Origin of the sequence: Wenyingzhuangia heitensis (assembly GCF_011762155.1) — a bacterium.
Classification (GTDB): domain Bacteria; phylum Bacteroidota; class Bacteroidia; order Flavobacteriales; family Flavobacteriaceae; genus Wenyingzhuangia; species Wenyingzhuangia heitensis.
In genome coordinates this window covers 167675-191807 of the sequence record NZ_JAASQL010000001.1, presented here as the reverse complement: position 1 = coordinate 191807, position 24133 = coordinate 167675, and the positions used below count along the sequence as shown (strand labels likewise).

The 24133-nt window shown below is 32.0% G+C and carries 19 protein-coding genes; 17 read left to right on the top strand and 2 right to left on the bottom strand.

The annotated features are described in order from the left end of the window. The first annotated feature begins 7 nt into the window (after window positions 1–7). A complete protein-coding gene (gene gldC / locus FHR24_RS00875; RefSeq protein WP_167182505.1) occupies window positions 8–358 on the top strand; it encodes a gliding motility protein GldC in 351 nt (116 codons plus the stop codon). A 184-nt stretch (window positions 359–542) separates the two neighbouring features. On the opposite strand, the gene recA is transcribed toward gldC, so the two are convergent. After that, window positions 543–1562 carry a recombinase RecA gene (recA, locus tag FHR24_RS00870; protein ID WP_167182502.1) on the bottom strand — a complete coding sequence of 340 codons (1020 nt, stop codon included), beginning with the start codon at window positions 1560–1562 and terminating at the stop codon, window positions 543–545. Window positions 1563–1691: 129 nt separating this feature from the next. Between recA and FHR24_RS00865 the strand changes: the two genes are divergently transcribed. From FHR24_RS00865 to FHR24_RS00850, 4 genes are all read left to right on the top strand, one after another. Next, window positions 1692–2006, top strand: coding sequence for a DUF6660 family protein (locus FHR24_RS00865; protein ID WP_167182499.1), 315 nt, complete (start codon window positions 1692–1694; stop codon window positions 2004–2006). A 61-nt stretch (window positions 2007–2067) separates the two neighbouring features. Next, window positions 2068–4257 carry a TonB-dependent receptor gene (locus tag FHR24_RS00860; RefSeq protein ID WP_167182496.1) on the top strand — a complete coding sequence of 730 codons (2190 nt, stop codon included), beginning with the start codon at window positions 2068–2070 and terminating at the stop codon, window positions 4255–4257. Between the two features lie 119 nt (window positions 4258–4376). Then, window positions 4377–4910: a molybdopterin adenylyltransferase gene (gene mog / locus FHR24_RS00855; RefSeq protein WP_167182493.1), complete on the top strand. Its 534-nt coding sequence runs from the start codon at window positions 4377–4379 to the stop codon at window positions 4908–4910. Between the two features lie 4 nt (window positions 4911–4914). Then, complete coding sequence (locus tag FHR24_RS00850; RefSeq protein ID WP_167182490.1) at window positions 4915–5826, top strand: GTP-binding protein; 912 nt, start codon at window positions 4915–4917, stop codon at window positions 5824–5826. A gap of 44 nt (window positions 5827–5870) precedes the next feature. Here the strand turns inward: FHR24_RS00850 and FHR24_RS00845 are convergent, their stop codons facing one another. Then, on the bottom strand, window positions 5871–8186 hold the full coding sequence (locus FHR24_RS00845; RefSeq protein WP_167182487.1) for a TonB-dependent receptor: 2316 nt from the start codon (window positions 8184–8186) through the stop codon (window positions 5871–5873). 113 nt (window positions 8187–8299) lie between these two features. On the opposite strand from FHR24_RS00845, the gene FHR24_RS00840 reads away from it, so the two are divergent. From FHR24_RS00840 to FHR24_RS00785, 12 genes are all read left to right on the top strand, one after another. Continuing rightward, complete coding sequence (locus tag FHR24_RS00840) at window positions 8300–8968, top strand: metal-dependent transcriptional regulator (protein ID WP_167182484.1); 669 nt, start codon at window positions 8300–8302, stop codon at window positions 8966–8968. A 4-nt stretch (window positions 8969–8972) separates the two neighbouring features. Beyond that, window positions 8973–9887, top strand: coding sequence for a metal ABC transporter solute-binding protein, Zn/Mn family (locus FHR24_RS00835; RefSeq protein WP_167182481.1), 915 nt, complete (start codon window positions 8973–8975; stop codon window positions 9885–9887). 228 nt (window positions 9888–10115) lie between these two features. Then, window positions 10116–10871, top strand: a complete 756-nt coding sequence (locus tag FHR24_RS00830; protein WP_167182478.1) for a metal ABC transporter ATP-binding protein — start codon at window positions 10116–10118, stop codon at window positions 10869–10871. Beyond that, window positions 10868–11980: a metal ABC transporter permease gene (locus FHR24_RS00825; RefSeq protein WP_243846480.1), complete on the top strand. Its 1113-nt coding sequence runs from the start codon at window positions 10868–10870 to the stop codon at window positions 11978–11980. Before FHR24_RS00830 ends, FHR24_RS00825 begins: the two co-directional genes overlap by 4 nt. Continuing rightward, complete coding sequence (locus FHR24_RS00820; RefSeq protein ID WP_167182475.1) at window positions 11977–13137, top strand: metal ABC transporter permease; 1161 nt, start codon at window positions 11977–11979, stop codon at window positions 13135–13137. Before FHR24_RS00825 ends, FHR24_RS00820 begins: the two co-directional genes overlap by 4 nt. A gap of 91 nt (window positions 13138–13228) precedes the next feature. Next, window positions 13229–13672, top strand: a complete 444-nt coding sequence (locus FHR24_RS00815) for a TerB family tellurite resistance protein (RefSeq protein ID WP_167182472.1) — start codon at window positions 13229–13231, stop codon at window positions 13670–13672. A gap of 60 nt (window positions 13673–13732) precedes the next feature. Beyond that, entirely contained in the window at window positions 13733–16843 is a 3111-nt protein-coding gene (locus FHR24_RS00810) for a UvrD-helicase domain-containing protein (protein WP_167182469.1), read from the top strand. Window positions 16844–16910: 67 nt separating this feature from the next. Next, a complete protein-coding gene (locus tag FHR24_RS00805) occupies window positions 16911–17513 on the top strand; it encodes a hypothetical protein (protein ID WP_167182466.1) in 603 nt (200 codons plus the stop codon). 205 nt (window positions 17514–17718) lie between these two features. Next, complete coding sequence (locus FHR24_RS00800) at window positions 17719–19095, top strand: OmpA family protein (protein ID WP_167182463.1); 1377 nt, start codon at window positions 17719–17721, stop codon at window positions 19093–19095. A 116-nt stretch (window positions 19096–19211) separates the two neighbouring features. Next, window positions 19212–21965, top strand: a complete 2754-nt coding sequence (locus tag FHR24_RS00795; RefSeq protein WP_167182460.1) for a PD-(D/E)XK nuclease family protein — start codon at window positions 19212–19214, stop codon at window positions 21963–21965. After that, on the top strand, window positions 21965–22810 hold the full coding sequence (locus FHR24_RS00790; RefSeq protein WP_167182457.1) for an alpha/beta hydrolase family protein: 846 nt from the start codon (window positions 21965–21967) through the stop codon (window positions 22808–22810). Before FHR24_RS00795 ends, FHR24_RS00790 begins: the two co-directional genes overlap by 1 nt. Continuing rightward, window positions 22797–24128, top strand: coding sequence for an MATE family efflux transporter (locus FHR24_RS00785; RefSeq protein WP_167182454.1), 1332 nt, complete (start codon window positions 22797–22799; stop codon window positions 24126–24128). The genes FHR24_RS00790 and FHR24_RS00785 overlap by 14 nt, the downstream gene beginning before the upstream one ends. Window positions 24129–24133 lie beyond the last annotated feature (5 nt).

Genomic DNA, 24133 nt, shown 5'->3' with positions numbered 1-24133 from the left:
AAAGAAGATGGCAGTAGCACATAAATCAAAAATAGAGTTTGAAATAGGGTTGGATGAAAATAAAATTCCAGAAACTATTCACTGGTCAGCAACAGATGGTGGAATTACTAAAGATGCTTCTAAGGCAACGTTAATTTCTGTTTGGGACCCTAAAGAAAAAGAGGCTTTGTATTTACCATTGTGGACAAAAAAAATGCCTGTAGACGAAATGAAAGTTTTCTTTCATCAAACACTAGTGCAAATGGCAGATACGTTTGAACGAGCGACAAACGATGAGAAAATGGCAGCAACAATGAAAGATTTTTGCGAATATTTTGCAGAAAAATTAGAGTTAGAAGACAAAACCAAAAAGAATTAATTTTTTTTAAAAAAAATAAAAGAAGTGAAATTCTGGAAGACTTTAGTATTCAGAATAACATTTTCAATTGTCTTTCTTTATACGTTCTAAAACAAGTTTAGGGCACTTGATCTGACAATTTATAAAACGTAAAAACCCGATAGAAACACTATCGGGTTTTTACGTTTTATAAAGAAAAAGAGGTTTATTCTTCTCCCTCTGGATTCTTAATGGCATCAATAATTTTAGCCTCTAATTCTTCAGCCAATTCAGGATTGTCTTTAATTAAGCTTTTTACAGCATCTCTACCTTGCCCTAATTTGGTTTCTCCGTAGCTAAACCAAGAACCACTCTTTTTAATAATTCCGTAGTTTACACCAATATCTAAAATTTCACCCACTTTAGAAATACCTTCACCATACATAATGTCAAATTCTGCTTGTTGGAAAGGTGGAGCCACTTTGTTTTTTACAACTTTTACTTTGGTTGCGTTACCAATTACTTGGTCACCATCTTTTAATTGTGTTCTTCTTCTAATATCAATACGAACAGAAGCGTAAAATTTTAAAGCGTTACCTCCAGTAGTTGTTTCTGGGTTACCAAACATTACTCCAATTTTTTCACGTAACTGGTTAATAAATATTACAGTACACTTTGTTTTACTAATGGTTCCTGTTAATTTACGCAAAGCCTGAGACATTAAACGGGCATGTAATCCCATTTTAGAATCTCCCATTTCTCCTTCAATTTCACTTTTTGGAGTTAAGGCAGCTACCGAGTCAATTACAACAATATCAATAGCACCAGAACGAATCAAGTTTTCAGCAATTTCCAAAGCTTGTTCTCCGTTATCTGGTTGCGAAATAATTAAGTTGTCAATATCAACTCCTAAATTTTCAGCATAAAAACGATCAAAAGCATGTTCTGCATCAATAAAAGCGGCAATACCACCTGCTTTTTGTGCTTCTGCAATAGCGTGTAATGTTAATGTAGTTTTACCCGAAGATTCAGGTCCGTAAATTTCAATAATACGACCTCTAGGGTATCCGCCAACACCCAAAGCTAAGTCAACACCTAAAGATCCAGAAGGAATTACTTCTACATCCTGAACTGCCATATCTCCCATTTTCATTACAGCACCTTTACCATAAGTTTTGTCTAATTTATCTAAGGTAAGTTGTAATGCTTTTAATTTAGCATCTTTTTCGTTGGTCTCTTTTGCCATATCGACTGTGTGTGTTTAATTATTTTGATTGGTAGCTAAAATACAAATTTATCAATGTAAAAATACGAAACACTACTTTTTTACCTTGCTTGATTTTATTCTAAATAGAATATGTATTTTTGCAAATGTATGAGAGCAATAGCCTTTGTTTTAGCGGTCTTTATCTGTTTGTTAGCATTAAATCCTTGTGCTGATAAGGAGCCTCATGCTGAAGATGAAAAATACGTGCAGGTTGGTGACACACATTCTCACAATTCGGATGCGCAAGATGACTGTTCTGCGTTTTGTATTTGTCTTTGCTGTGGAGCATCTGTACAATTGGTTTCTGTCATTTTTTTTGATGAACTAAAAGAAATTGAACTGTTTTCTACCCGTGTATTTGGGTATAAATCTTTTTATAAAAGCTATTATTCTAATAGTATTTGGGAGCCCCCAATAGTATAGTTTACATTCAAAACTTAATGCTGATGTATTTCAGCACATGTAAACTTATTAAAATTTAAATATGAAATTAAATATATGGATTGCAATGCTTAGCATTGTGTTCTGTGCAAATGCATTTGCACAAAAAAGTACGCTTAAAATTAAAGTAATAGATGCTGTTTATAAAGAACCTGTTTTAGGAGCTACCGTTTTGTTACAAAAAACAAATTTTGTAGACATTACAGATGTAGATGGAGAAGTTGTTTTAAATACTATCCCAGTTGGAGATTATTTGTTAAAAGTCTCTTTTCTAGGATATGAAACCTATCAGCAAAAAGTAAAAATTACAAGTAAAGAACAGTTTGTAAATGTTGTTTTAGAAGCAGGTAATGAGGAACTAGAGAGTATTATTATAAAAGCATCAAGAAGTACCAGAACGGTTCAAGACATACCTACAAGAATTGAATTTGTTGGAGGAGAAGAATTGGGAGAAAAAGCTATGATGAACGGAGCTAATATATCTATGGTACTTAGAGAAAGTAACGGAATTCAAATTCAACAAACTTCTTTAAGCAGTGGAAACACTTCTATTAAGATTCAGGGATTAGATGGTCGTTATACACAATTACTAAAAGATGGTTTTCCTATGTATGGTGGTTTTTCTGGCGGATTGAGTTTGATGCAAATTCCTCCTTTAGATTTGGCTCAGTTTGAAATTATCAAAGGAAGTTCATCTACTTTATATGGTGGTGGAGCCATTGCAGGTTTGGTCAATATGGTGTCTAAAACTCCAGGAGATGAAGCTACCTTAGATGTTTTGCTAACACAAACACATGTAGGGGGTAGTACCGCCAATGTTTTTTATAGTGATAGACAAGGTAAAATAGGATATACATTATATGGATCTGGAAATTATCAAAATATATACGATCCTAACAACGATGATTTTAGCAATCTTCCACAAACAAGAACAGTTTCTTTTAATCCTAAAATATTTTATTATCCTAATAAAGCTACTCAGTTTTGGCTAGGCTTAAATGCTACTTTTGATGAGCGTAAAGGAGGAGATGTATCTGTTATAAATAATGGAGTTAATGGAATGCATACTTATAAAGAAATAAATGAGTCTAAAAGAGGAAGTACTCAGGCGGTTTTTGAACATCAATTTAATGAGGATGAAAATCTAACAATCAAACAAAGTGTTTCTTACTATGATAGAGTTTTAACGACTTCAGATCTTGTTTTTTCGGGAAGTCAATTAGATGTTTTTTCAGAAGTAAATTATCAAATTCATCAACAAAATAATGATTGGGTATTAGGGACTAATTATTATCAAAACTCTTTTGATGAAGATCGTATTTCGGGTGATAGAAACCAAAATAAAAACACCTTAGGGACATTTGTAAATAACACTCACGATTTTAGCAAACAATTTGTTTTAGAAACAGGGTTAAGAGCTGATTATTCTTATAATTACGGAGTGTTTGTATTGCCTAGAGTTTCTTTGTTGTGGAACAAAAATAGAAAATTTAGTACCCGTTTAGGAGGAGGTTTAGGATACAAGTTACCTGATATGTTTTCTGAAGAAGCCGCAGCTATTAATTTTAAAAATGTTTTAAAAATTGATAATGATTTAGTGAATGCAGAAACTTCTTATGGAGGAAATTGGGATCTAAATTATAAAACCAAATTAAGTCCAAACATTGGTTTCTCTTGGAACCAATTATTTTATGTTACGGGAATTGACGATGCTTTGGTTCTAGAAACAGACAATAACAATGTTTCTCAGTTTGTAAATGCAAATGGCTTTGTGTTAAGTAGAGGAGCGGAGAGTAATATAAAATTTACGTACAAAGATTTAAAGTGGTTTTTAAGCTATGCGTATAACAATACAACGTTGAATTATTTAGCAGGAAACCCACAAAAGAGTTTAACTCCAAAACATTCTTCGGGTTCTGTTTTTATGTATGAAAATGAAACTTGGCGAGCCGGTTTTGAAACTTATTATACAGGAAAACAAAACTTGTCTAATGGTACTAGAACAACCGATTATGTGTTGTTTGGTTTCTTGTTGCAAAGACATTTTTCTTGGGGAAGTCCTTATGTGAATTTTGAAAACTTTACAGATGTAAGACAAAGTAAATTTTCTAGTGAAGTTTCGGGGACTCATAGCAATCCTATTTTTAATGAAATTTATGCACCTACAGATGGATTTATTCTTTCTGTAGGAATAAAATTTAGTCCTTTTGGTGGGGAAGAACATCATCATTAAAAAAAATGAGACATAGGATTAGTTAATTTTAAAACACATCATTAGTTGCATCTTTGTTGCAGTTGATGGTGTGTTTGTGTATTATTGCAACCACAGGTAATTTGATTTTAAAAATAAAGATGTCAGCAATCAAAATAGGAATTATTACGGTAAGTGATAGAGCAAGTGCAGGAGTTTATGAGGACATAAGTGGAAAAGCAATTATAGATACGTTACAAGAATATTTAGAATCTACTTGGGAAAAAGTTTACCATGTAATTCCAGATGAGCAAGATAAAATTGAAGAAACCATTGTAGATCTCGTAGACCATCAAAATTGTTGTTTGGTAATTACTACAGGAGGTACAGGTCCTGCTAAAAGAGACGTAACTCCCGAAGCTACTGAGGCTGTGTGCGATAGAATGATGCCTGGTTTTGGAGAATTAATGAGAGCAGAATCATTAAAATACGTACCTACAGCTATTCTGTCTAGACAAACAGCAGGTCTTAGAGGGAGTAGTTTGATTCTGAATTTACCCGGAAAACCAAAATCAATTAGAGAATGTTTAGATGCTGTTTTTCCTGCAATTCCGTATTGTATAGATCTTATGGAAGGACCTTTTATAAAGTGTAATCAAGAGGTGATAAAACCTTTTAGACCTAAGAAAAAATAAAAATATGGAAGCTATAATTACAATTGTTGGGTTTTTAGGAGCAGGAAAAACAACTTTGTTAAAATATTTAATCAATAGTTTTTCTAAAAATGGATGGAGTCCTTTTATCATATTAAATGATTACGAAAACGCGCATTTAGATGCACAGCAGTTTTTAAAGCAAGTTGATATCAAGCATATTAAAGCACTTACGGGGAGCTGTATTTGTTGCAGTGGGATTAATGAATTGAGAGATTATGTGAATCGTATTCCTGAGCGAGTTAATGGAATTACTTTGATAGAAGCAAACGGAACTTCTGATGCTTGTTCTTTAATGGAGTTTTTAGGGGTTGGATTAAATGATCGTTTTTTGCCACCTATTCAAATCTCTGTAGTGGATGTTAAAAACTGGCAAAAACGAGGAGAGCATAATGAATTGGAATCAAATCAAATTCAAGTATCCTCATTAATTGTACTTACTCATCTTGAAAAAATAACAGAAAGCAGACAAAGTTTAGTTATTGATGAACTAAAAAAAATCAACCCTTTTGCAAATATTATCACCATGGATGCTATTGATGTGAGGTTGCTTCCGGAACTTTCACCTTCAGAAAATACAGCTCAAAAATTAGAACATTTAAAAGCACATTGGTCTTCGTGTTCTGTTGATTTGCCTGGTTTACCTAGCAAGGATTGTATTTACACAATTTGTGAAAAATTACCTAAAAGTATCCTTAGAGTAAAAGGATGCACCATAATTGGACAAGAAAAAGAGTATACTTATTTTGAAAGAAATCCAGACGGAGAAGTTTTTATAAGGCCCTTTAATGGAGAACCTATTACTGGACCTAAACTACTAACCATTGGCCCAAATAGTGAACCTAAGTTATTAGAAAAAGTAATTAAAGAAAGTCTAGAAACTAAGAGTAAAAACTAAAAAACAGCGTAACAATTACGCTGTTTTTTAGTTTTAGATGAGTTTTAAATCCCAAATTTTAATCCTAAAAAGAAGGTTCTTGGTCTTTGTGGTCCGTAAATATAAGTTACATCTCTGTCTGCTCCTTGGTCAAAATCACTTTGATATGCGTGGAATATATTTTGAATTCCGCCAGAAACTTCAAAATAAGTATGCTTATGATTGTCTAAATAAAATTGATACGATGATTTCCAATTCAATTCAAAAAAAGAAGGAGACTTTTCTAGTTTGTCATTAGGTATAAATCCGGCTAAATGTTGCACATGCATAGGTCCTGTAAATACTCCAGACAAGTTGTTCTGAAAAGTTTTGGTTGGAGCATAAGTAGCCACAAAATTGGCATATACATTGGGTGTTTTGTTAAATTCTCTTGTAGCTTGGTCTAGTTCGTCTTCAGACCATTCCACCTTATCATTGTATAAAGAACGTTGTATGGTAGCTCCTGCTTGGAATAACCATTGTATGTTGGGAGCATATTTTACTTCTATATTAACACCATATACTTTTGCACCAGACGAGTTACTTCTAATCCATTCGAATATTCCAGAATTTGGAGCTATTTCTGTTCCTTGTTCCAAAGCAAAAGCATTGTTTAATTGAGTATGAAATATTTCGGTAACCAAAGAAAAATCACCATGAGCTAGTTCTTTTGTCCAGTCCAAAGAGGTTAAAAAGCTATGAGATGTTTCCGATTTTAATCCATCAGCATTTCTAATTCTGCTAATTTCACCTGCAGCCAAACCTGCATGTACATCTTCTCCGTAAATTTGTGGAGCTCTAAAACCTTTGGCGTAACTAGTTCTCCATCGTAAGTTTTTATGGATGCTGTACAGAATATTTACCCTTGGATTTAACACTACAAATTCATCTGCTAAATTGTGAATATCACCTCTCAATCCTCCTAAAAATCTAAGTCTATTATTTACGACCCATTCTTGTTGACCGTAGATTCCTAAAATATGTGTGGTTTGTAAAATAGGTTCAAAATCGGGGTTTTCTTTACGGTCGTCAATATCATTGTATTTGTATTCTACTCCACCTGTAAAAGTTCCAGTGTTGTTTAAAAACTGGTCGAATTTGTGAGCGTATTGAGTTCCTGTTACAAAAGTGATGTCTTTAGAGTTTCCAAAACCTTCAATACTTTCTTTAATGTTTTCATCAGTAGCAGTGTTGCCTGCCAAACCGCCATAGAAATTATTGTTGTTAGAGACAGAAGTAGATGCGTATACAGAATAATTGTCTTTTAAAGTTGGGCTTAAATATTCATAAGTCAATCCTCCAGAAACAACGGTAGATTCTATTTGCTCAGTAACATCGGCTAAAAAAGGCAATACATTTAAATTGTTTCCACCTCTACGGTACTCGTTATTTGCATTAAATTCTGCTGTAATTTTCTTTCTGTCCGTAGGTCTAGTAAACGCTTTTAATCCAAAAGAGGTGTTTTCTAATTCTGTAATTTCGGTAAATCCATCGTTGTCGGCATCATAACTACCTCGGTTACGTTTCATACCAAACAAAGCTATTCCAGTGTCAAAATCTTCGTTAATTATGGTTCCATTAAAAGTGATAGTTTTGTCTTGAGTAGTTCCATCAATCAACGCTAAATTACTCCCAATAGTAAAGCTGTTTTCTGATGGGTCTTTGGTGATGATATTTATAGTTCCTGCAATGGCATTTGATCCGTACAAAGCAGAACCACCACCACGAACCACTTCAATTTGTTTGATGATGTTGGCAGGAATTTGATCCAATCCGTAAACACTATTTAAAGCACTAAAAATAGGACGACTGTCTATTAATATTTGAGAATAAGATCCGCCCAAACCATTCATTTTTACTTCGGAGGTTCCACAGTTTTGACAATTGGTTTCCATTCGTAATCCTGGTTGAAAGTTCAATCCTTCTGACAAGCTCACTGCTTGTGTAGCTTCTAAAATCTTAGCATCGGTAACAGTAACAATTACTGGAGTTTTTTTTCTGTTTAAATAACCTCTAGTAGCGGTAACTACTACTTTTTCTAATCCTAAAATATCTTCTTTTAGATTAAAGTTTTTTGTTTGAATTTTATTTTCTGTAAAAGTTAATTCTACTTCTTGAGCTTTGTATCCAATTGCAGCTATTGTAATAACATGTGTTCCTAAAGTTGTTTGTAAAGAATAGTTTCCGTCTAAATCTGTACCCACAGTTTTGTTAATTCCTTTTATAGAAATATTTGCAAGAACAGGAGTTCCATTAGATTCAACTTTTCCCTTTAAAAAAGATTGCTGTGCATTTATAATCCAGAAACTGAATAGTAGAATTATAGAGCATATAGTTTTCATTGTATATTTTTTAGTGTTTGTAATATTATTTTTTACAAACCTACATAAATTTTTAGACTTGTCTAAAAATAATTTTAAGACAGTGTGTTGTTTTAATTTATATATTTGTAATAATGAAATTTGATTTATCACAAACAGAAGAAAATTACCTAAAAGCTATTTATAGTTTATTTGTTGTGAGCAACAAAGCGGTAAGTACTAATAAAATAGCTGAAAAATTAGAAACCAAGCCATCATCAGTTACTGACATGGTTAAAAAATTGGCGGATAAAGATTTGGTTAATTATATAAAATATCAAGGGGTTTCTTTAACTGCTAATGGAAAAGAAATTGCGGTGCATGTAATCCGTAAACATAGATTGTGGGAGGTTTTTTTGGTACGTCACTTAGGATTTCAATGGGATGAAGTGCACGAGGTTGCAGAACAGTTAGAACATGTAAAGTCTAGAAAATTAACCGATGGATTGGATGCTTTTTTAGAGTTTCCTAGGTACGATCCACACGGAGACCCAATTCCAGATAAGGACGGGAATTTTATCAAAAGAAACATTACAGTTCTATCTGCTTTAAAAGAAAAAGAAGAAAGTAAAATAGTTGGAGTAAAAGACAGTTCTAGTGCTTTTTTAAAGTATTTAGACAATGCAGATATTAAATTGGGGGCAGAAATACAGGTGCTTTATAAGGAGAGTTTTGACAATTCTATGTTGTTGTTAATTAACGGACAAAAAGTATCTATATCACAGCAAATTTCTAGCAATTTGTATGTAAAACAAAACGATTAAAAAAATGAAAAAAATAAGTTTACTGTTGGTATTGTTTATTGTGTTTGTGGCCTGTAAACCTGCACAAAAAACAGAAAATGAAAAATTTACTGTGGTTACTACGACTACCATGATTACGGACTTGGTTAAGGTTTTAGGAGGAGATGCTATTGAGGTAAAAGGAATTATGGGAGCAGGAGTAGATCCGCATTTGTACAAAGCATCTGAAGGAGATGTAACTAAATTGAGTCAGGCAGATTTAATTATATATAATGGACTTCATTTAGAAGGAAAGTTGGTGGATGTTTTTGAGAAAATGAATCAGATGGGGAAACAAACTCTTGCCTTGGGAGATTTTTTAAGTCATGAACAAATTATCAATTCAGAAGCTTTTGCAAGTTCTCATGATCCACATATTTGGTTTTCTATAAATAATTGGAAAAGTATTACTGAGTTGTTAGTGAATGAATTGATAAAAAAGGATCCTGAAAATACAGCAATCTATACAAAAAACGGAACTGCTTATGTAAAGCAATTAAGAGCATTGAAAGATGAAATGGAGGCTAAAATAGCAGAGTTGCCAATAGAGAAAAGAATTTTAGTAACAGCACATGATGCATTTTCTTACTTTGGAAAAGAGTTTGATTTTGAAGTTGTGGGACTGCAGGGTTTATCTACAGCTACAGAAGCAGGGGTAAAAGATGTACAACGCATTTCTGATTATATTATTAAAAATAAAGTAAAAGCCATTTTTGTAGAAAGTTCTGTACCTAAAAGAACGGTAGAGGCTTTGCAAGCATCGGTAAATTCTAAGGGACAAAAAGTTATTATAGGAGGAGAGTTATTCTCTGATGCTTTAGGAAACCCAACAGAAGAAACAGGAAAATATATAGGAATGTTTAAATACAACGTGAATACAATTGTGGATGCGTTGAAGTAAGGGGAAGTTAAGAATTTTAGTAATGGTGTTCGAGCTGTTGATACTGAATTTGTTTCAGTAGAGTCGAGAACTGAGAAGCCCCTATGAATATTAAATTCTTTTATAAATTGTGTTAGTGATTGACTGGCCTGTTTGAGCTCTTTAAAGGTGCTCGAGCGGAGTCGAGAGTTTTTAAAAGCGAGTAAGGAAAGCACGACCTGAAAGGAAACACCCAAAAGAAAGATAATTATGGATGATGAAATTCCAAAAATAGCTATTGCTATAGATGATTTAACGGTAGCATATAATTACAAACCTGTTTTGTGGGATATTGATTTGCAAATTCCTGAAGGAGTCTTAATGGCTATTGTAGGGCCTAACGGAGCAGGAAAATCGACTTTGTTAAAATCTATTTTAGATATTATAAAACCTTTGGCAGGATCTGTAACTGTATATGGAAAGCCTTATAAAAAACAACGAGATTTAGTGGCTTATGTTCCTCAAAAAGGAAGTGTAGATTGGGATTTTCCTACCACGGCTTTGGATGTGGTGATGATGGGAACGTATGGTTCTTTAGGTTGGATAAAGAGACCAGGGCAAAAAGAGAAAAAATTGGCTTTAGAAGCCTTGGAAAAAGTAGGAATGTTGCCTTTTCAGAACCGACAAATTTCTCAATTGTCTGGAGGGCAGCAACAGCGTATTTTCTTAGCCAGAGCCTTGGTGCAAAACGCAGCTATTTATTTTATGGATGAACCTTTTCAGGGAGTAGATGCGACTACAGAAAAAGCGATTATTCAGATTTTAAAAGAATTAAGAAAAGCAGGAAAAACGGTAATTGTGGTGCATCATGATTTGCAAACTGTACCAGAATACTTTGATTGGGTAACTTTTTTAAATGTTAAAAAAATTGCAACAGGTCCTGTAGCTCAAATTTTTAATGATGATAATTTGACCAAAACTTACGGAATAAACTACAAGACAAGTATTACCGAAGGAAAGTTATGATAAAAGAATATCTAGATTTATTAATGGTAGATTATACCTTACAAATTATTACTCTTGGAACCGCTGTTTTAGGAGCTGTTTGCGGTATGTTAGGTAGTTTTGCTGTGTTAAGAAAACAAAGCTTGTTGGGAGATGCGATTTCTCATGCATCGTTACCAGGTATTGCCATTGTGTTTTTGGTATTGGGTGTTAAAAACAACAACGGTCTTTTGTTAGGTGCATTGTTAAGTGGTTTGATAGCGGCTATTTTTATCAAAGGAATTATATCTAAAACACATTTAAAATCGGACACTGCATTGGGAATTGTGTTGTCTACTTTTTTTGGTTTTGGAATGCTGTTACTTACCTATATTCAGAAATTGCCCAATGCAAACCAATCGGGATTAGAAAAATATTTATTTGGACAAGCGGCTACACTTTTAGCAAGTGATGTTTGGTTAATGTCTACCATTGCTACCATTGCTTTGTTAGTAGTGCTCCTTTTTTGGAAAGAGTTTAAAATGGTTTTGTTTGATGCTGATTATACCAAAACATTAGGCTTTAATGTAAAATTTATAGACACACTTATTACTTCTTTTATTGTAATTGCTATTGTAATGGGATTGCAAACTGTAGGTGTAGTTTTAATGAGTGCTATGTTATTGGCACCAGCTGCAGCTGCAAGGCAATGGACTAATAGTTTGGCTAAAATGGTTTTGTTGGCAGGCTTGTTTGGAGCAGTGTCTGGAGTGTTAGGAACTGCAGTAAGTGCTAGTGCTAATAATTTATCTACAGGACCGGTAATTGTCCTTATTGCAACATTGTTTGTGGTGTTTTCTTTTGTGTTTTCGCCAATTAGAGGTTTGTTGTTTAAGCAGATTAAATTGTGGAAAAACAGGAACGATTTAAAGTTAATGAAGACCTTGTCTTTTATGTATGATATTGTAAAAACACATGAAAATATTTCACATCCTCATAAAATACAAATGTTAAATAATTTTCAAGGATATACCCGTAAAAGTCTAAAAAGGCTGCAGGCCGAAGATTTAATTTTATTAAACAAAAGCAATTGGTCTTTAACAGAAAAAGGATTTTTGGTTGCTAAAAACTTATACAGTCAAGAACTATGACCAGTGCACAGTTAGAAATACAGATTATTTTAAGTTTGGTAGCCATTGCTTGTGCGTTGCCAGGTGTGTTTTTGGTGTTGAGAAAAATGGCTTTGATTAGTGATGCTATCAGTCATTCTATTTTGCCAGGTATTGTAATAGGCTTTTTTATGACACAAGATTTGGCATCGCCTATGTTGATATTAATGGCAACTTTAACAGGTGTGTTAACCGTTGTATTGGTAGAATACATTCAGAAAACAGGATTGGTAAAAGAAGATACGGCCATTGGTTTGGTGTTTCCTTCTTTGTTTAGTGTTGGTGTTATTTTGATTGCTAGAAACGCGGGAGATGTTCATTTAGATGTAGATGCAGTGTTGTTAGGAGAAGTGGCTTTTGCTCCTTTTGATAGATGGGTGTATAACGGAACAGATATGGGACCCAAGTCACTTTGGATGATTGGAACTATTTTAAGTGTAACTATATGTTTATTAGTGTTGTTTTACAAAGAGTTGAAAGTAGCTACTTTTGATGCTGGCTTGGCAGCCTCTTTAGGTTTTACTCCCATAGGAATTCATTATGGGTTAATGACCATTTCATCGGTAACAACAGTGGGAGCTTTTGATGCTATTGGAGCTGTGTTAGTAGTTGCTTTTATGATTGTACCTGCTGCTTGTGTGTATTTGTTAACAACCAATTTAAAAAAGTTATTATTAGGGGCTTCTTTGGTTGGTGTTTTTGCATCCGTTACAGGTTATTGGCTGGCACATGCTATAGATGCTTCTATTGCAGGAACTATTGCTACTGTTTTAGGACTTATTTTCTTTTTGGTATATCTGTTTGCTCCTGGTAAAGGTTATTTTTCTCAATGGTATAAAATCAAACAACAAAAAACAGAGGTGGCTATGTTGGTTTTTATGTTGCATATTGCCAATCATGAAGAGGAAAAAGAAAGAAATATCAATCATTTACAGGAACACATAAATTGGAGTCAGCAAAGAGCAAAAAAAGTAGTAAAGCTGGCAATGCAAAATAATATGATTGAAATTGAGAACGAAATTATTAGTTTAACCGCTAAAGGATTGGAGTTTACTACTAAGGCTGTTTCTTATATATCAGACAATAAAAACTCAGAGTTAGAGGGGATTAAACAAAAGTTCTTTTTGTTTAGAGGTTAGTGCTTTTTTTAAGGTGGTATGTTTTTTGGAGTTGTAAAAGTGAGTTTAAAAACTTATTTTTAAGAAACAACATCATAAAACAACAATAATTATGTCTATATTAAATATTTTCCTAAGCGGAACACAAAAGAAAAATAGAGGTCATTTAGCAAACATTGTAAAGATTGCAAAATCTAACGGAAAGCTAAATAGAGACGAAATTAAATTGATAAAAAAGGTTAAAGAAGAATTAAATATTAGTGATTTGGCATATAGGAGTATCATCAGAAAACCTGAGCAATACCCTATCAATCCTCCGTCTAATTACGAAGAAAGAATAGAGCGTTTGTTTAAGCTTACAGATATGTTGTTGGTAGATAAAGAATCTTATGATTTGTCTGTAAAATTACTAGAAAAATTAGCAGTAGGGTTAGGTTTTCCATTGCCAACTCATGAGCAGGTGGTTAAAAAAGCTGTAGAAATGGTTCAGAAAAAAGTAGATATTGATGTTTTTGCTAAAGAAATAAAAATAGCCAATACGGTTTTAAAAGACTAAAAGTATTAGACCTGTAATTGATAGAGATTGTTTATTTTAGACAATCTCTTTTTTTATGCTATGATTTCAGAAAGTTTTTTTAAGGTATACAACGCATCGGCAGGTAGTGGTAAAACATTTACATTGGTTAAAGAATATTTAAAAATTGTGCTTACATCGGGCGATTTTGAATTTCAGAAAATATTAGCCATCACCTTTACCAATAAGGCTGCTGCAGAAATGAAACAACGTGTGTTAACTACATTAAAAGATGCTTCGGTAGCAAAAGAAAACCAAATTGTTGAGGCTTTAAAAAGTGAAACAGGATTGTCGGACTTAGAAATACAAGAAAAATCTAAAAGAGTTCTTAAAAATATACTTCACAATTACGCTAGTTTTAACATTATTACGATTGATAGTTTTACGCACAAGCTTATTCGAACTTTTTCTTTAGACTTAGGTTTGCCTTTAGATTTTGAAGTAGAAATGGATGCAGAACCTTTGTTAGAAGAAACAATAGACTTGTTGATTGCAAAAATAGGAGAGGATAAAGAGTTGACAGATGTTTTGGTGAATTATGCAATTCATCAGGTAAACGATGACAAATCTTGGAATATTAGTGACTCCTTAATAGAGGTAGCAAAATTACTATTGAATGAAGAGAACGAAATAGAAATTTCTAAACTAATCAAGACCAATCTTTCGGACTTTAAAAAACTAGAAAAAAATCTTCGAAACTATTTAAAAGACACAGAAGTAGCTTTTAAGGAAGTAGGAACTCAGGCATTAAGTTTAATAGATGAAAACGATATTACATATAACTCTTTTACATCGAGTGCTGTTCCTAATTATTTTAAAAAGCTTGTTTTAGGGTGGAATGTAAAAGAAGAAGAGATTGCAATTAAAACGGTTCAGAAGTGTTTTGATACAGATAGCTTTTATGCCAAAGCAAAACCAAAAGATCCTGTAAAATTAGCTGATAGAGATAAAATTGATGAAATAAAAGGTGAGTTGTATCCTTTGTTTGATATTTCTCAAAAATTAATTCAAGCACATTTTGGTCAATATTTCTTAGTTAAAAAAATATTAAAAACACTGGTGCCTTTAGCAGTGTTGAGTTATATAAATAAAGAGTTTTCTAATTTAAAAGAAGAAAACAATTTTAGATTAAATGCAGAGTTTAATAGGTTTATTAGTAATCAAATTAAAGATGAGCCTGTGCCTTTTATTTATGAACGCTTGGGAGAAAAGTTTCAATATTTTTTTATTGATGAAATGCAAGATACTTCTGAGTTACAATGGCAAAATTTAATTCCCCTAATTCATAACACACTCTCTCAAAAAAAAGGAGGATTGATGTTGGTTGGAGATGCCAAACAATCTATTTATAGGTGGAGAGGAGGAAAAGCATCTCAGTTTGTAGACTTGTCTAACAAAAGTGAGAATCAGTTTTTTGTAGACAAAGAGATTCTTACGTTAAATACCAATTACCGCAGTTATAGCAATGTTATCAACTTTAACAATCAGTTTTTTTCTTTTATTTCTTCCTATTTAAAAGAGCCCGTGTATCAAGATATTTATCATCAAGAAAAAAATCAAGGAGTAAACAATAAAAAAGGAGGATATGTAAAATTAGAAGTGTTTGAACGAGAAGAAGAGTTTGAAGCTCAAGAGTTTTATGCAGAAAAGATTCATCAGCAAATTTTACAAATAGAAGAAAATGGTTTTAACAAAGGAGATATTTGTGTTTTAACAAGAAAAAAAGCCAATGGTATTGCAGTGGCAGATTATTTGGTATCTAAAGGAATAGAGGTAATTTCTCCAGATAGTTTGTTGTTGAAAAACAATCAGTTAGTTCAGTTTTTTATTCGTTTTATGCGATGGCTAGAAAATAAAGATGATAAAGAGGAGTTAATAGAAATAGTAAGTTTTTTTAAAGAGCATTTAGGAGTACAAACCTCGGATCATGAATTTTATGAAACATGTATAAAAGCAGAAACTTCGGAGCATTTATTAGCCTATTTAGGGGTGGACTTTAAACTTTCTGAATTCTTTTCGCAATCCTTATATGATGGATTAGAGTATATAGTTAGAGCGTTTAAGTTACAAGTTGTGATGGATGTTTTTGGCCAAGCCTTTTTAGATTTAGTATTGCAGTTTCAGTTAAAAGAATCTGGAGGTTTACAATCTTTTTTAGCTTATTGGAATAGAAAAAGAGAAAAATTAACTGTAGAGGTTTCTCCAAGTAAAAATGCTGTACAAATAATGACGATTCACAAATCTAAAGGTTTAGAATTTCCTGTAGTTATTTTTCCTTTTGATTTGGATACAGAATATATTCAGAACGAAAAAATATGGTATGATACCCAAGGAAAAGAATTATTTCAAAATTTTGAAAGCTTTCAAATACCTGTGTCTAGCAAGCTAACTTTGTACGGAGAGCAAGGAGATATGGCTTTGCAACAAGTTAATCAAGACATTCAGTTAGATAACTTTAACTTATTGTATGTGGCTTTAACTAGAGCAGAAGAACAACTTTTTATTTTGTGTGATACCAAAAAAAGTGCTTCTGTAACAACTAAAAATTATTCAGACTACTTTATGCTGTTTATGGCAGACAAAGGAAAGGAGTTTAGTTACGAGGTTGGAGATGCTACAAGAATATCAAAACCCAAAGAAAGTGAAGAAAGTTGGATGCTAAAAGATTTTATGAGTACAGATAAAAAAGAAAATCAGATAGTTGTAGTTCAAAATCAAGATATAGATGATGAGGCTAGATTGTTTGGAAACTTAATACATCAAGCTTTTGAAAAAATTATAACCATAGAAGATCTTCCTGTAGCCTATAGTTATATTCATCAGCAAGGTTTGTCTACTGAAGTAGAGAAAAAAGCAAAAGAAATTATTTATAATGTAATTCATCATCCAGAATTAAAAATCTATTATAAAAACAACATGGAGGTTTATAATGAAAGATCTTTTTTAACACAAAGCGGCGAGGTGAATATAATGGATAGAGTTGTGTTTAATGCTAAAGAGGTAACTATTATAGATTATAAAACGGGTGTTTTTAATTCTCAACATCAATTACAAATAGAAAACTATGGGAACATTTTAAAGAATATTGGGTATGTGGTTAAAAACAAATATCTAGTTTACTGTAATGATAGTATGGAAGTTTTAAAAGTGTAGAATATGCGTAATGTGTTTTAAAATATGTATTTTTTTTTATATTTGTTAAAATTAAAAACAAATAAATATGAAAAATTTAAAAATAACAGGATTATTCTTGTTGTTGCTATCTTTAGTTACAGTAAATGCCAATGCTCAAGATGAAGATAACAAATGGGCAGTAGGTTTTGGAGTTAACGTTGTTGATATCAGTTCAGCAAGTTTAAGTAACATAGGAGATCAGGTAACTGACTATGTTGGTGTTGGTGATTGGAATTCTTTAGCATCTTTATCAAGAATATCTTTGGCTAGGTACATAGATAAAGGGCTTACTGTAGATGGAGCCGTAGCAATTAATACAATAAGTAAGACTCCTTCTGGCGATTATGATGATTTAGCTTATTATTCTGTAGACTTTGGTGCTCGTTATGATTTGAATGAATTAGTTGGAGATACAGCTTGGTTTGATCCTTATGTTAAATTTTCTGTAGGTGGAGCTTGGTTAGATTCAGAATCATTAGGACTTGTATTGTCGCCTACATTAGGTTTTAATACTTGGTTTAATGATAATGTAGGTTTAAATGTAGAATCTGCATACAAAACAAGTACTCTTGGAAACGATGATTCTTTAGTAACTTCAGGATATCACTTTCAACATTCAATTTCTTTTATATTAAGATTTGATGAATAGTTAGTTATATATTTTTTATAAAGTAAGATTTAAAAAGGTCAACTCTGTACAGAGTTGATCTTTTGTGTTTTTTAACAGATTGTTTTTTGGCGGGTTAAAAGGTTGTTTGATATGTGAAATTACCTTTTTTAACGAATTATTAATGCTGTTCTGGAATTGATGTATGTTAATTTGTATATTTGTATAAAACTAAATATAAATTATTATGAAAAAAATTACAATAGTATCTTTTATTGCTATTTTTATTTTATCAGGAAAGTTATTTGCTCAAGATGAAAAAAATCCATGGGCAATAGGAGTGGGTATTAATATGGTTGATGTTTCTGGATACGGAATTTCTAAACCATTTGATCAGCTTAAAGATTACGTAGGTTTGTCAGATTTAAATGCATTACCTGTATTGAGTAGATTGTATGTAGCTAAATACTTAAATAAAGGATTTACGGTGGATATTGCTGGAGCAATTAACTCTATTGATGAGATTCCATCGGGAGATGTAAGTGAAAAAAATTATTATTCTTTAGATCTTGGTTTAAGATACGATTTAAACGAATGGTTTGGACAAACAGGATGGTTTGATCCTTATGCAAAATTTAGTGTTGGTGGTGCTTGGGTAGAAGATGATTCTGCAATCACATTATCACCGGGTTTAGGTTTTAATACTTGGTTTAACGATAAGGTAGGTTTAAACTTTGAATCAGCTTATAAAGCAAGCTCGTTATTTGATGCCGATGGGGCTGGAAGTGCGCAATATATTGGAGCATACCATTTTCAACACTCAGTTTCTTTGGTTATAAAATTTGGAGCTAAAGATACAGACTCTGACGGAATTGTTGATAAAGACGATTTGTGTCCTAATATTGTAGGAAAAAAAGAATTACAAGGGTGTCCTGATATGGATGGTGATGGAATTGCTGATAAAGATGATGCTTGTCCTGAATATGCAGGAACTGCAGCGACTAACGGATGTCCTGATGCGGATGGAGATGGAGTTATAGACAGTAAAGATAAGTGTCCAAATCAAGCAGGTAAATTAGGAGGATGTCCTGATGCGGATGGAGATGGATTTGCTGACGATAAAGATAAGTGTCCAAACTTAGCAGGTAAATTTAATGGATGTCCAGATTCTGATAACGATGGATTGGCTGATAATGTTGATAAATGTCCAAACGTTAAAGGTCCTAAGTATAACAACGGATGTCCTATTAAAAAATTAACAGAAGAAGCTAAAAAACAATTAGGTACTTACGCTAAAACAATTCAATTTAACTCTGGTAAAGCAAACTTTAAAGCTGGTGTAACTACTACTTTAGATGCAATTGCAGAGGTTATGAAAGAATTTAAGAATATTAAGTTTGATGTTGAAGGACATTCTGATAGCTCTGGAAACGAAGCTAAAAACTTAAAATTATCTCAAGATAGAGCGCAAGCGGTTGTTGATTACTTAGGTACTCACGGAATTGATAGTAAAAGATTACATGCAGTTGGTTATGGTATAACTAAACCAATAGCAAGTAACAAAACTGCAGCAGGTAGAGCAATAAACAGAAGAGTTGTTTTAACAGCTATTGAGTCAGAATAATAAAGATTAAATATATTGAAAAGCCGTTCCAATTTGGAACGGCTTTTTTAGTGTCTAATTTTTTATACTCTTTAAAAAAACCGTTCCTTTATGTACTCGCTTTTTTTTGATTATATATGGATACTTTTTTAGCAGAAACAGCAAAAGCTGTAATAGCAAAACAACAAGATTTAAAAAATACAATTTGTATTGTTCCTAGTGAACGTGCAGGTATTTATATTAAAAACTGTTTTAAGCAAGAACTGAAAGGACAGGTCTCTTTTTTGCCTAAAATAATAAGTATAGAAAAGTTTATTAAAGAAATATCTGGTTTAGAGACCATGGATCAAGTGTCTTTAGTTTTTGAATTTTTTAACGTCTATAATCAGGAATATAAAGGCCAAGAGCCAGATACGTTTGAAAGATTTATAGGATGGGCTACCATTGTAATACAAGATTTTAATGAGATTGATAGGCATTTGGTCAATGCAAAAGAAATGTTTTCTTATTTAACAGATATTCAGAATATTAAAGATTGGTCTCCCCAAAATGATGAGGAAACAACTACGGTAAAAAATTATATGATTTTTATACAAGACTTATATATATATTATCAAAAATTAAGTGATTCTTTATTAGAAAAAAAAGCTGGATATCAAGGTTTGGTTTACAAACAAGCGTATCAAAATCATCAAGAATATTTAGAGGTACATAAAAATAAATCTTTTCATTTTATAGGGTTTAATGCATTAAATAAAGCCGAAGAAGAAATTTTTAAAAGTTTTTTAGCAATAGATTACAATCATATTTATTGGGATGTAGATGAGTATTATTTAGAGAATAAGCACGAGGCCGGACTTTTTATTAGAAAGTTTTTTAGTGAATGGGAGTGTTTGCAAAAAGAAGGAAGAAAAAACTTTGTAAACAATCATTTTAAGCAGAAAAAAAACATTCAAATTTTAGGAACTCCCATAAGTGTTACTGGAATTAAGGCTGCAACTTCTGTTTTAGAAAATCAAATCAATCCAGAAGAAACCGCTTTTGTATTGGCAGAAGAGTCTATTTTACCAGTGGTCTTAAATTCATTGCCTAGCAATGTAAATAAAGTAAACATTACAATGGGGTATGCATTGAGTAATATTCCGTTAGCAGGTTTGTTTCAGTCTTTGTTTGATGCACATTTAAATAAACAAAAATTAGGGAAAGAGGCTTTTTATTACAAAGATATTTTGTCTTTTTTTAGACATCCTTACGTTGCCAAAATTACAGAAAACACTAATAATCAAATCATAGAACATATTACCAAAAACAATTTGGTGTTTCTTACTAAAGAAAATTTAGTTCAACTATGTAAAGTCTATAATTTTAATAAGTCAATTGTTTCTTTGTTTGATGAATTTTCTACGGTATTAGGTTTTTTATCAAATGTTCTAGACTTTATCAATTATTTAAATACTCTTTTAGAAGGAATTGAATTGTTGTATGTAGAAGGGTATAGAAAAGTGTTTCAAGAAATTGTAAACCTAAATAGTCAATATAAATACATTAATAATATTAAGGTACTTTATAAGATTTTTAAAAAATTATTGCCTTTAGAAACTGTAGATTTTAAAGGTGAAGCTTTGGAAGGAATGCAGTTAATGGGAGTGTTAGAAACCCGTTGTTTAGATTTTAAGAATGTAATTTTAACATCGGTAAACGAAGGTGTTTTGCCTTCGGGAAAAACTGAGCGTTCATTTATTTCTTTTGAAGTTAAAAAACATTTTAAAATGCCAACTTATTTGGCAAAAGATGCCATTTTCTCATATCATTTTTACAGATTAATTCAAAGAGCACAAAACATATATTTAATGTATAACACCAAGCCAAACGATTTTGGTGGAGGTGAAATGAGTCGTTTTTTAACACAGTTGTTAATTGATAAGCAAGAAGACGTAACTCATAAAAACATTGTAGCTCCTGTACATATTTCTGAAGTAAAAGCGAGAGAAGTTATAAAAACACCTAGAGTAATAGAGTTATTACAAGCTTATTTTAACAAAGGAGTTTCACCAAGTAGAATTATAGAATACGTAAACGATCCTTTAGAATTTTATAGAAAAATTGTCTTAAAAATTAGAGAAACAGATAAGGTAGAAGAAGAAGTAGCTCACAATACTTTAGGAACAGTAGTTCATGATTCTCTTGAGTTTTTGTACAGGCCGTATTTAAATAAAATATTGATAGTAGAAGATCTCAAAAAAATGAAATTGGAGGCTAAAACAATGGTGTCTTCTAAGTTTAAAGAATATTTTAAAGAAGGGGATACTACTACCGGAAAAAACAAATTAATCAATGAAGTTGCCAATCAATTTGTGTTAAATTTTTTAAATAAAGAATTGCAAGAGGTTGAGTCGGGTAAAGAGATTGTGGTTAAAAGTTTAGAAGGTGAATACAAAGCAATTCTAGTCACTCCCAATGGACATAAAATACTTTTAAAAGGTAAAATAGATAGAGTTGATGAGGTTGATGGAGTTAGAAGAATTGTAGATTATAAAACAGGAAAAGTAGAGGCTAAAGACTTAAAGTTATCAAATGTTTCTTTGGCAACAACAGATTATAAATATCATAAAATTTTACAGGTAATGACCTATGTCTTGTTGTATACAGAAACAGAAAACTTTGATCTTGAAAGAAACCTACTTCAAACAGGGATTTATTCTTTTAAAAACTTTAAATCTGGATTTTTAGCAATGAACTTTGCTGAAAATAAATACAAAAAAGAAGAAAAAGTTTCAAAAGAACATTTACAAGATTTTAAACAAAGTTTGTTTGCTTTAATTGATGAGATATTAGATAGCAAACGTAATTTTTTAGAAAATTTAGATAAAAAATTTAAAAAAGAAGTATAATGGTTCATAAAAATATTCAGGTAGAAGGAAAACATAAAAGACCAATTTTAACAGATTTACATTATACCAAAAACGGACAAAAAAAAGCAATTGTTGTTTTTTGTCATGGTTATAAAGGGTACAAAGATTGGGGTGCTTGGAACTTAATGGCTACAGAATTTGCCAAACAAAACTTCTTTTTCACAAAGTTTAGTTTTTCTCATAACGGAGGAACGGTAACACAGCCTATAGACTTTCCAGATTTAAAAGCCTTTGGACAAAATACGTTTAGCAAAGAAATGGATGATTTACAATCGGTTATCGATTTTGTATTAGATCACGATGAGTTAAATACAGAAATAGACGTAGATAATATTACGCTAATAGGACATTCTAGAGGTGGAGGGATTGTAACATTAAAAGCAAATGAAGAACCTAGAATTAAAAATGTAATTTCTTGGGCAGGAGTGTCAGATTTTGAGGCTCGTTTTCCTAAAGGATTTAAGCTTTGGTGGTGGAAAGTAAGAGGGGTTGGTTTTATTAAAAATGCACGAACCAAACAAAAAATGCCACATTATATTTCTTTTTACAAAGATTTCATCAATAATAAAGAACGATTTGATATTCAGCAAGCAGCTAAAAAACTAACAGCAAATCATTTATTAGTCCACGGTACAGATGATGTTGTGGTAAAAGTGGTAGAATCAGAAAATGTAAAAAAATGGAATCCAAGTAGTACATTAATTAGGATAGAAAACATGAACCATGCATTAGGAAATAATCAGCCTTACACAGAAAAAGAGATGCCCTTAGATTTACAAAAGGTGGTAGCACACTCCATTCAATTTATCAATGAGCAAAAATAAATTTTCTTTTAAGTATATTAATAGTATTGCTGTTCCTGCTATTGTGTCTGGGGTTATAGAGCCTATTCTGTCTTTAACAGATACTGCTATTGTAGGAAACGTTTCTGTAAACGCAACCGAAGCGTTAGCAGCTGTTGGTATTGCAGGTTCTTTTATAGCAACATTAGGATGGATTTTTACCCAAAGTAAAGTTGCAATTGCTGCTTTGGTGGCAGAATATTTAGGTAAAAAACAATTAGATAAAATTATAGGATTGCCTGCTCAAATGATTGGAATCAATATTATATTGGGGCTTCTTATTTATTTAATTACCTATTTCTTAACCATTCAAATTTTTAAACTTTACAATGCCGATGGATTGGTTTTAAATTATACTGTTTCTTATTATCGGATAAGAGCAATGGGTTTTCCGTTGTTATTATTTATAGTTTCTGTCTTTTCTATTTTTAGAGGTTTGCAAAACACTTTTTGGCCTATGGTTATTAGTGCCACAGGAGCTATTTTAAACATTGTATTAGATTTTGTGTTGGTATATGGTATAGATGGACTAGTTCCTGCTTTGCATGTAGAAGGAGCTGCCTGGGCAAGTTTAATAGCTCAGTTGGTTATGTTTGTTTTTGCGTTGGTTTTGTTGTTTGTAAAAACCCGATTCCGATTAAAAATAATTTGGAAGGTGCACCCAGAGTTAAAAAGAACTATAGGTATTAGTTTAAATATGCTGATTAGAACCATTGCACTAAACACAAGTTTGGTGCTGTCTAATGCATACGCTACAAAGTATGGCTCTAATTATATAGCGGCTTTTACCATTGCATTTCAAATATGGTTGTTTTTTGCTTTTTTTATTGATGGATATGCAAGTGTTTCTGCCATTATAGCAGGTAAGCTAAAAGGAGAGGATAATTATAAAGATTTGGCTTTGTTGGTAAGAACAATTACAAAGTATGCTTTAGTAGTTTCTGTTTTTTTAGCTATTTTATTTTTTATAATGTATCCATTTGTTGGAAGAGTATTTACACAAAATACAGAAGTGATCAATACATTTGAAAATTTTTTCTGGATGGTACTTGTCATGCAGCCTTTAAATGCAGTTGCTTTTGTTTATGATGATGTTTACAAAGGAATGGCTCAAGCGGCAACTTTAAGAAATACTCAGTTAATAGCAACCTTTGTGGGTTTTGTTCCTACTTTGATTATCTTAGATTTGTTAGGTTTTAAAATTTTTGCAATTTGGATCGCTTTCCTTGTTTGGATGTTGTTAAGAACCTTACTTTTGGGTATGAAATTTGCTAAGCTTTTAAAATTAAACCTTCAATAAAAATA

Coding starts and splice junctions, on each gene's coding strand:
- gldC (WP_167182505.1), top strand. CDS start 8: ATGGCAGTAGCACATAAATCAAAAATAGAGTTTGAAATAGGGTTGGAT.
- recA (WP_167182502.1), bottom strand. CDS start 1,562: ATGGCAAAAGAGACCAACGAAAAAGATGCTAAATTAAAAGCATTACAA.
- FHR24_RS00865 (WP_167182499.1), top strand. CDS start 1,692: ATGAGAGCAATAGCCTTTGTTTTAGCGGTCTTTATCTGTTTGTTAGCA.
- FHR24_RS00860 (WP_167182496.1), top strand. CDS start 2,068: ATGAAATTAAATATATGGATTGCAATGCTTAGCATTGTGTTCTGTGCA.
- mog (WP_167182493.1), top strand. CDS start 4,377: ATGTCAGCAATCAAAATAGGAATTATTACGGTAAGTGATAGAGCAAGT.
- FHR24_RS00850 (WP_167182490.1), top strand. CDS start 4,915: ATGGAAGCTATAATTACAATTGTTGGGTTTTTAGGAGCAGGAAAAACA.
- FHR24_RS00845 (WP_167182487.1), bottom strand. CDS start 8,186: ATGAAAACTATATGCTCTATAATTCTACTATTCAGTTTCTGGATTATA.
- FHR24_RS00840 (WP_167182484.1), top strand. CDS start 8,300: ATGAAATTTGATTTATCACAAACAGAAGAAAATTACCTAAAAGCTATT.
- FHR24_RS00835 (WP_167182481.1), top strand. CDS start 8,973: ATGAAAAAAATAAGTTTACTGTTGGTATTGTTTATTGTGTTTGTGGCC.
- FHR24_RS00830 (WP_167182478.1), top strand. CDS start 10,116: ATGGATGATGAAATTCCAAAAATAGCTATTGCTATAGATGATTTAACG.
- FHR24_RS00825 (WP_243846480.1), top strand. CDS start 10,868: ATGATAAAAGAATATCTAGATTTATTAATGGTAGATTATACCTTACAA.
- FHR24_RS00820 (WP_167182475.1), top strand. CDS start 11,977: ATGACCAGTGCACAGTTAGAAATACAGATTATTTTAAGTTTGGTAGCC.
- FHR24_RS00815 (WP_167182472.1), top strand. CDS start 13,229: ATGTCTATATTAAATATTTTCCTAAGCGGAACACAAAAGAAAAATAGA.
- FHR24_RS00810 (WP_167182469.1), top strand. CDS start 13,733: ATGATTTCAGAAAGTTTTTTTAAGGTATACAACGCATCGGCAGGTAGT.
- FHR24_RS00805 (WP_167182466.1), top strand. CDS start 16,911: ATGAAAAATTTAAAAATAACAGGATTATTCTTGTTGTTGCTATCTTTA.
- FHR24_RS00800 (WP_167182463.1), top strand. CDS start 17,719: ATGAAAAAAATTACAATAGTATCTTTTATTGCTATTTTTATTTTATCA.
- FHR24_RS00795 (WP_167182460.1), top strand. CDS start 19,212: ATGGATACTTTTTTAGCAGAAACAGCAAAAGCTGTAATAGCAAAACAA.
- FHR24_RS00790 (WP_167182457.1), top strand. CDS start 21,965: ATGGTTCATAAAAATATTCAGGTAGAAGGAAAACATAAAAGACCAATT.
- FHR24_RS00785 (WP_167182454.1), top strand. CDS start 22,797: ATGAGCAAAAATAAATTTTCTTTTAAGTATATTAATAGTATTGCTGTT.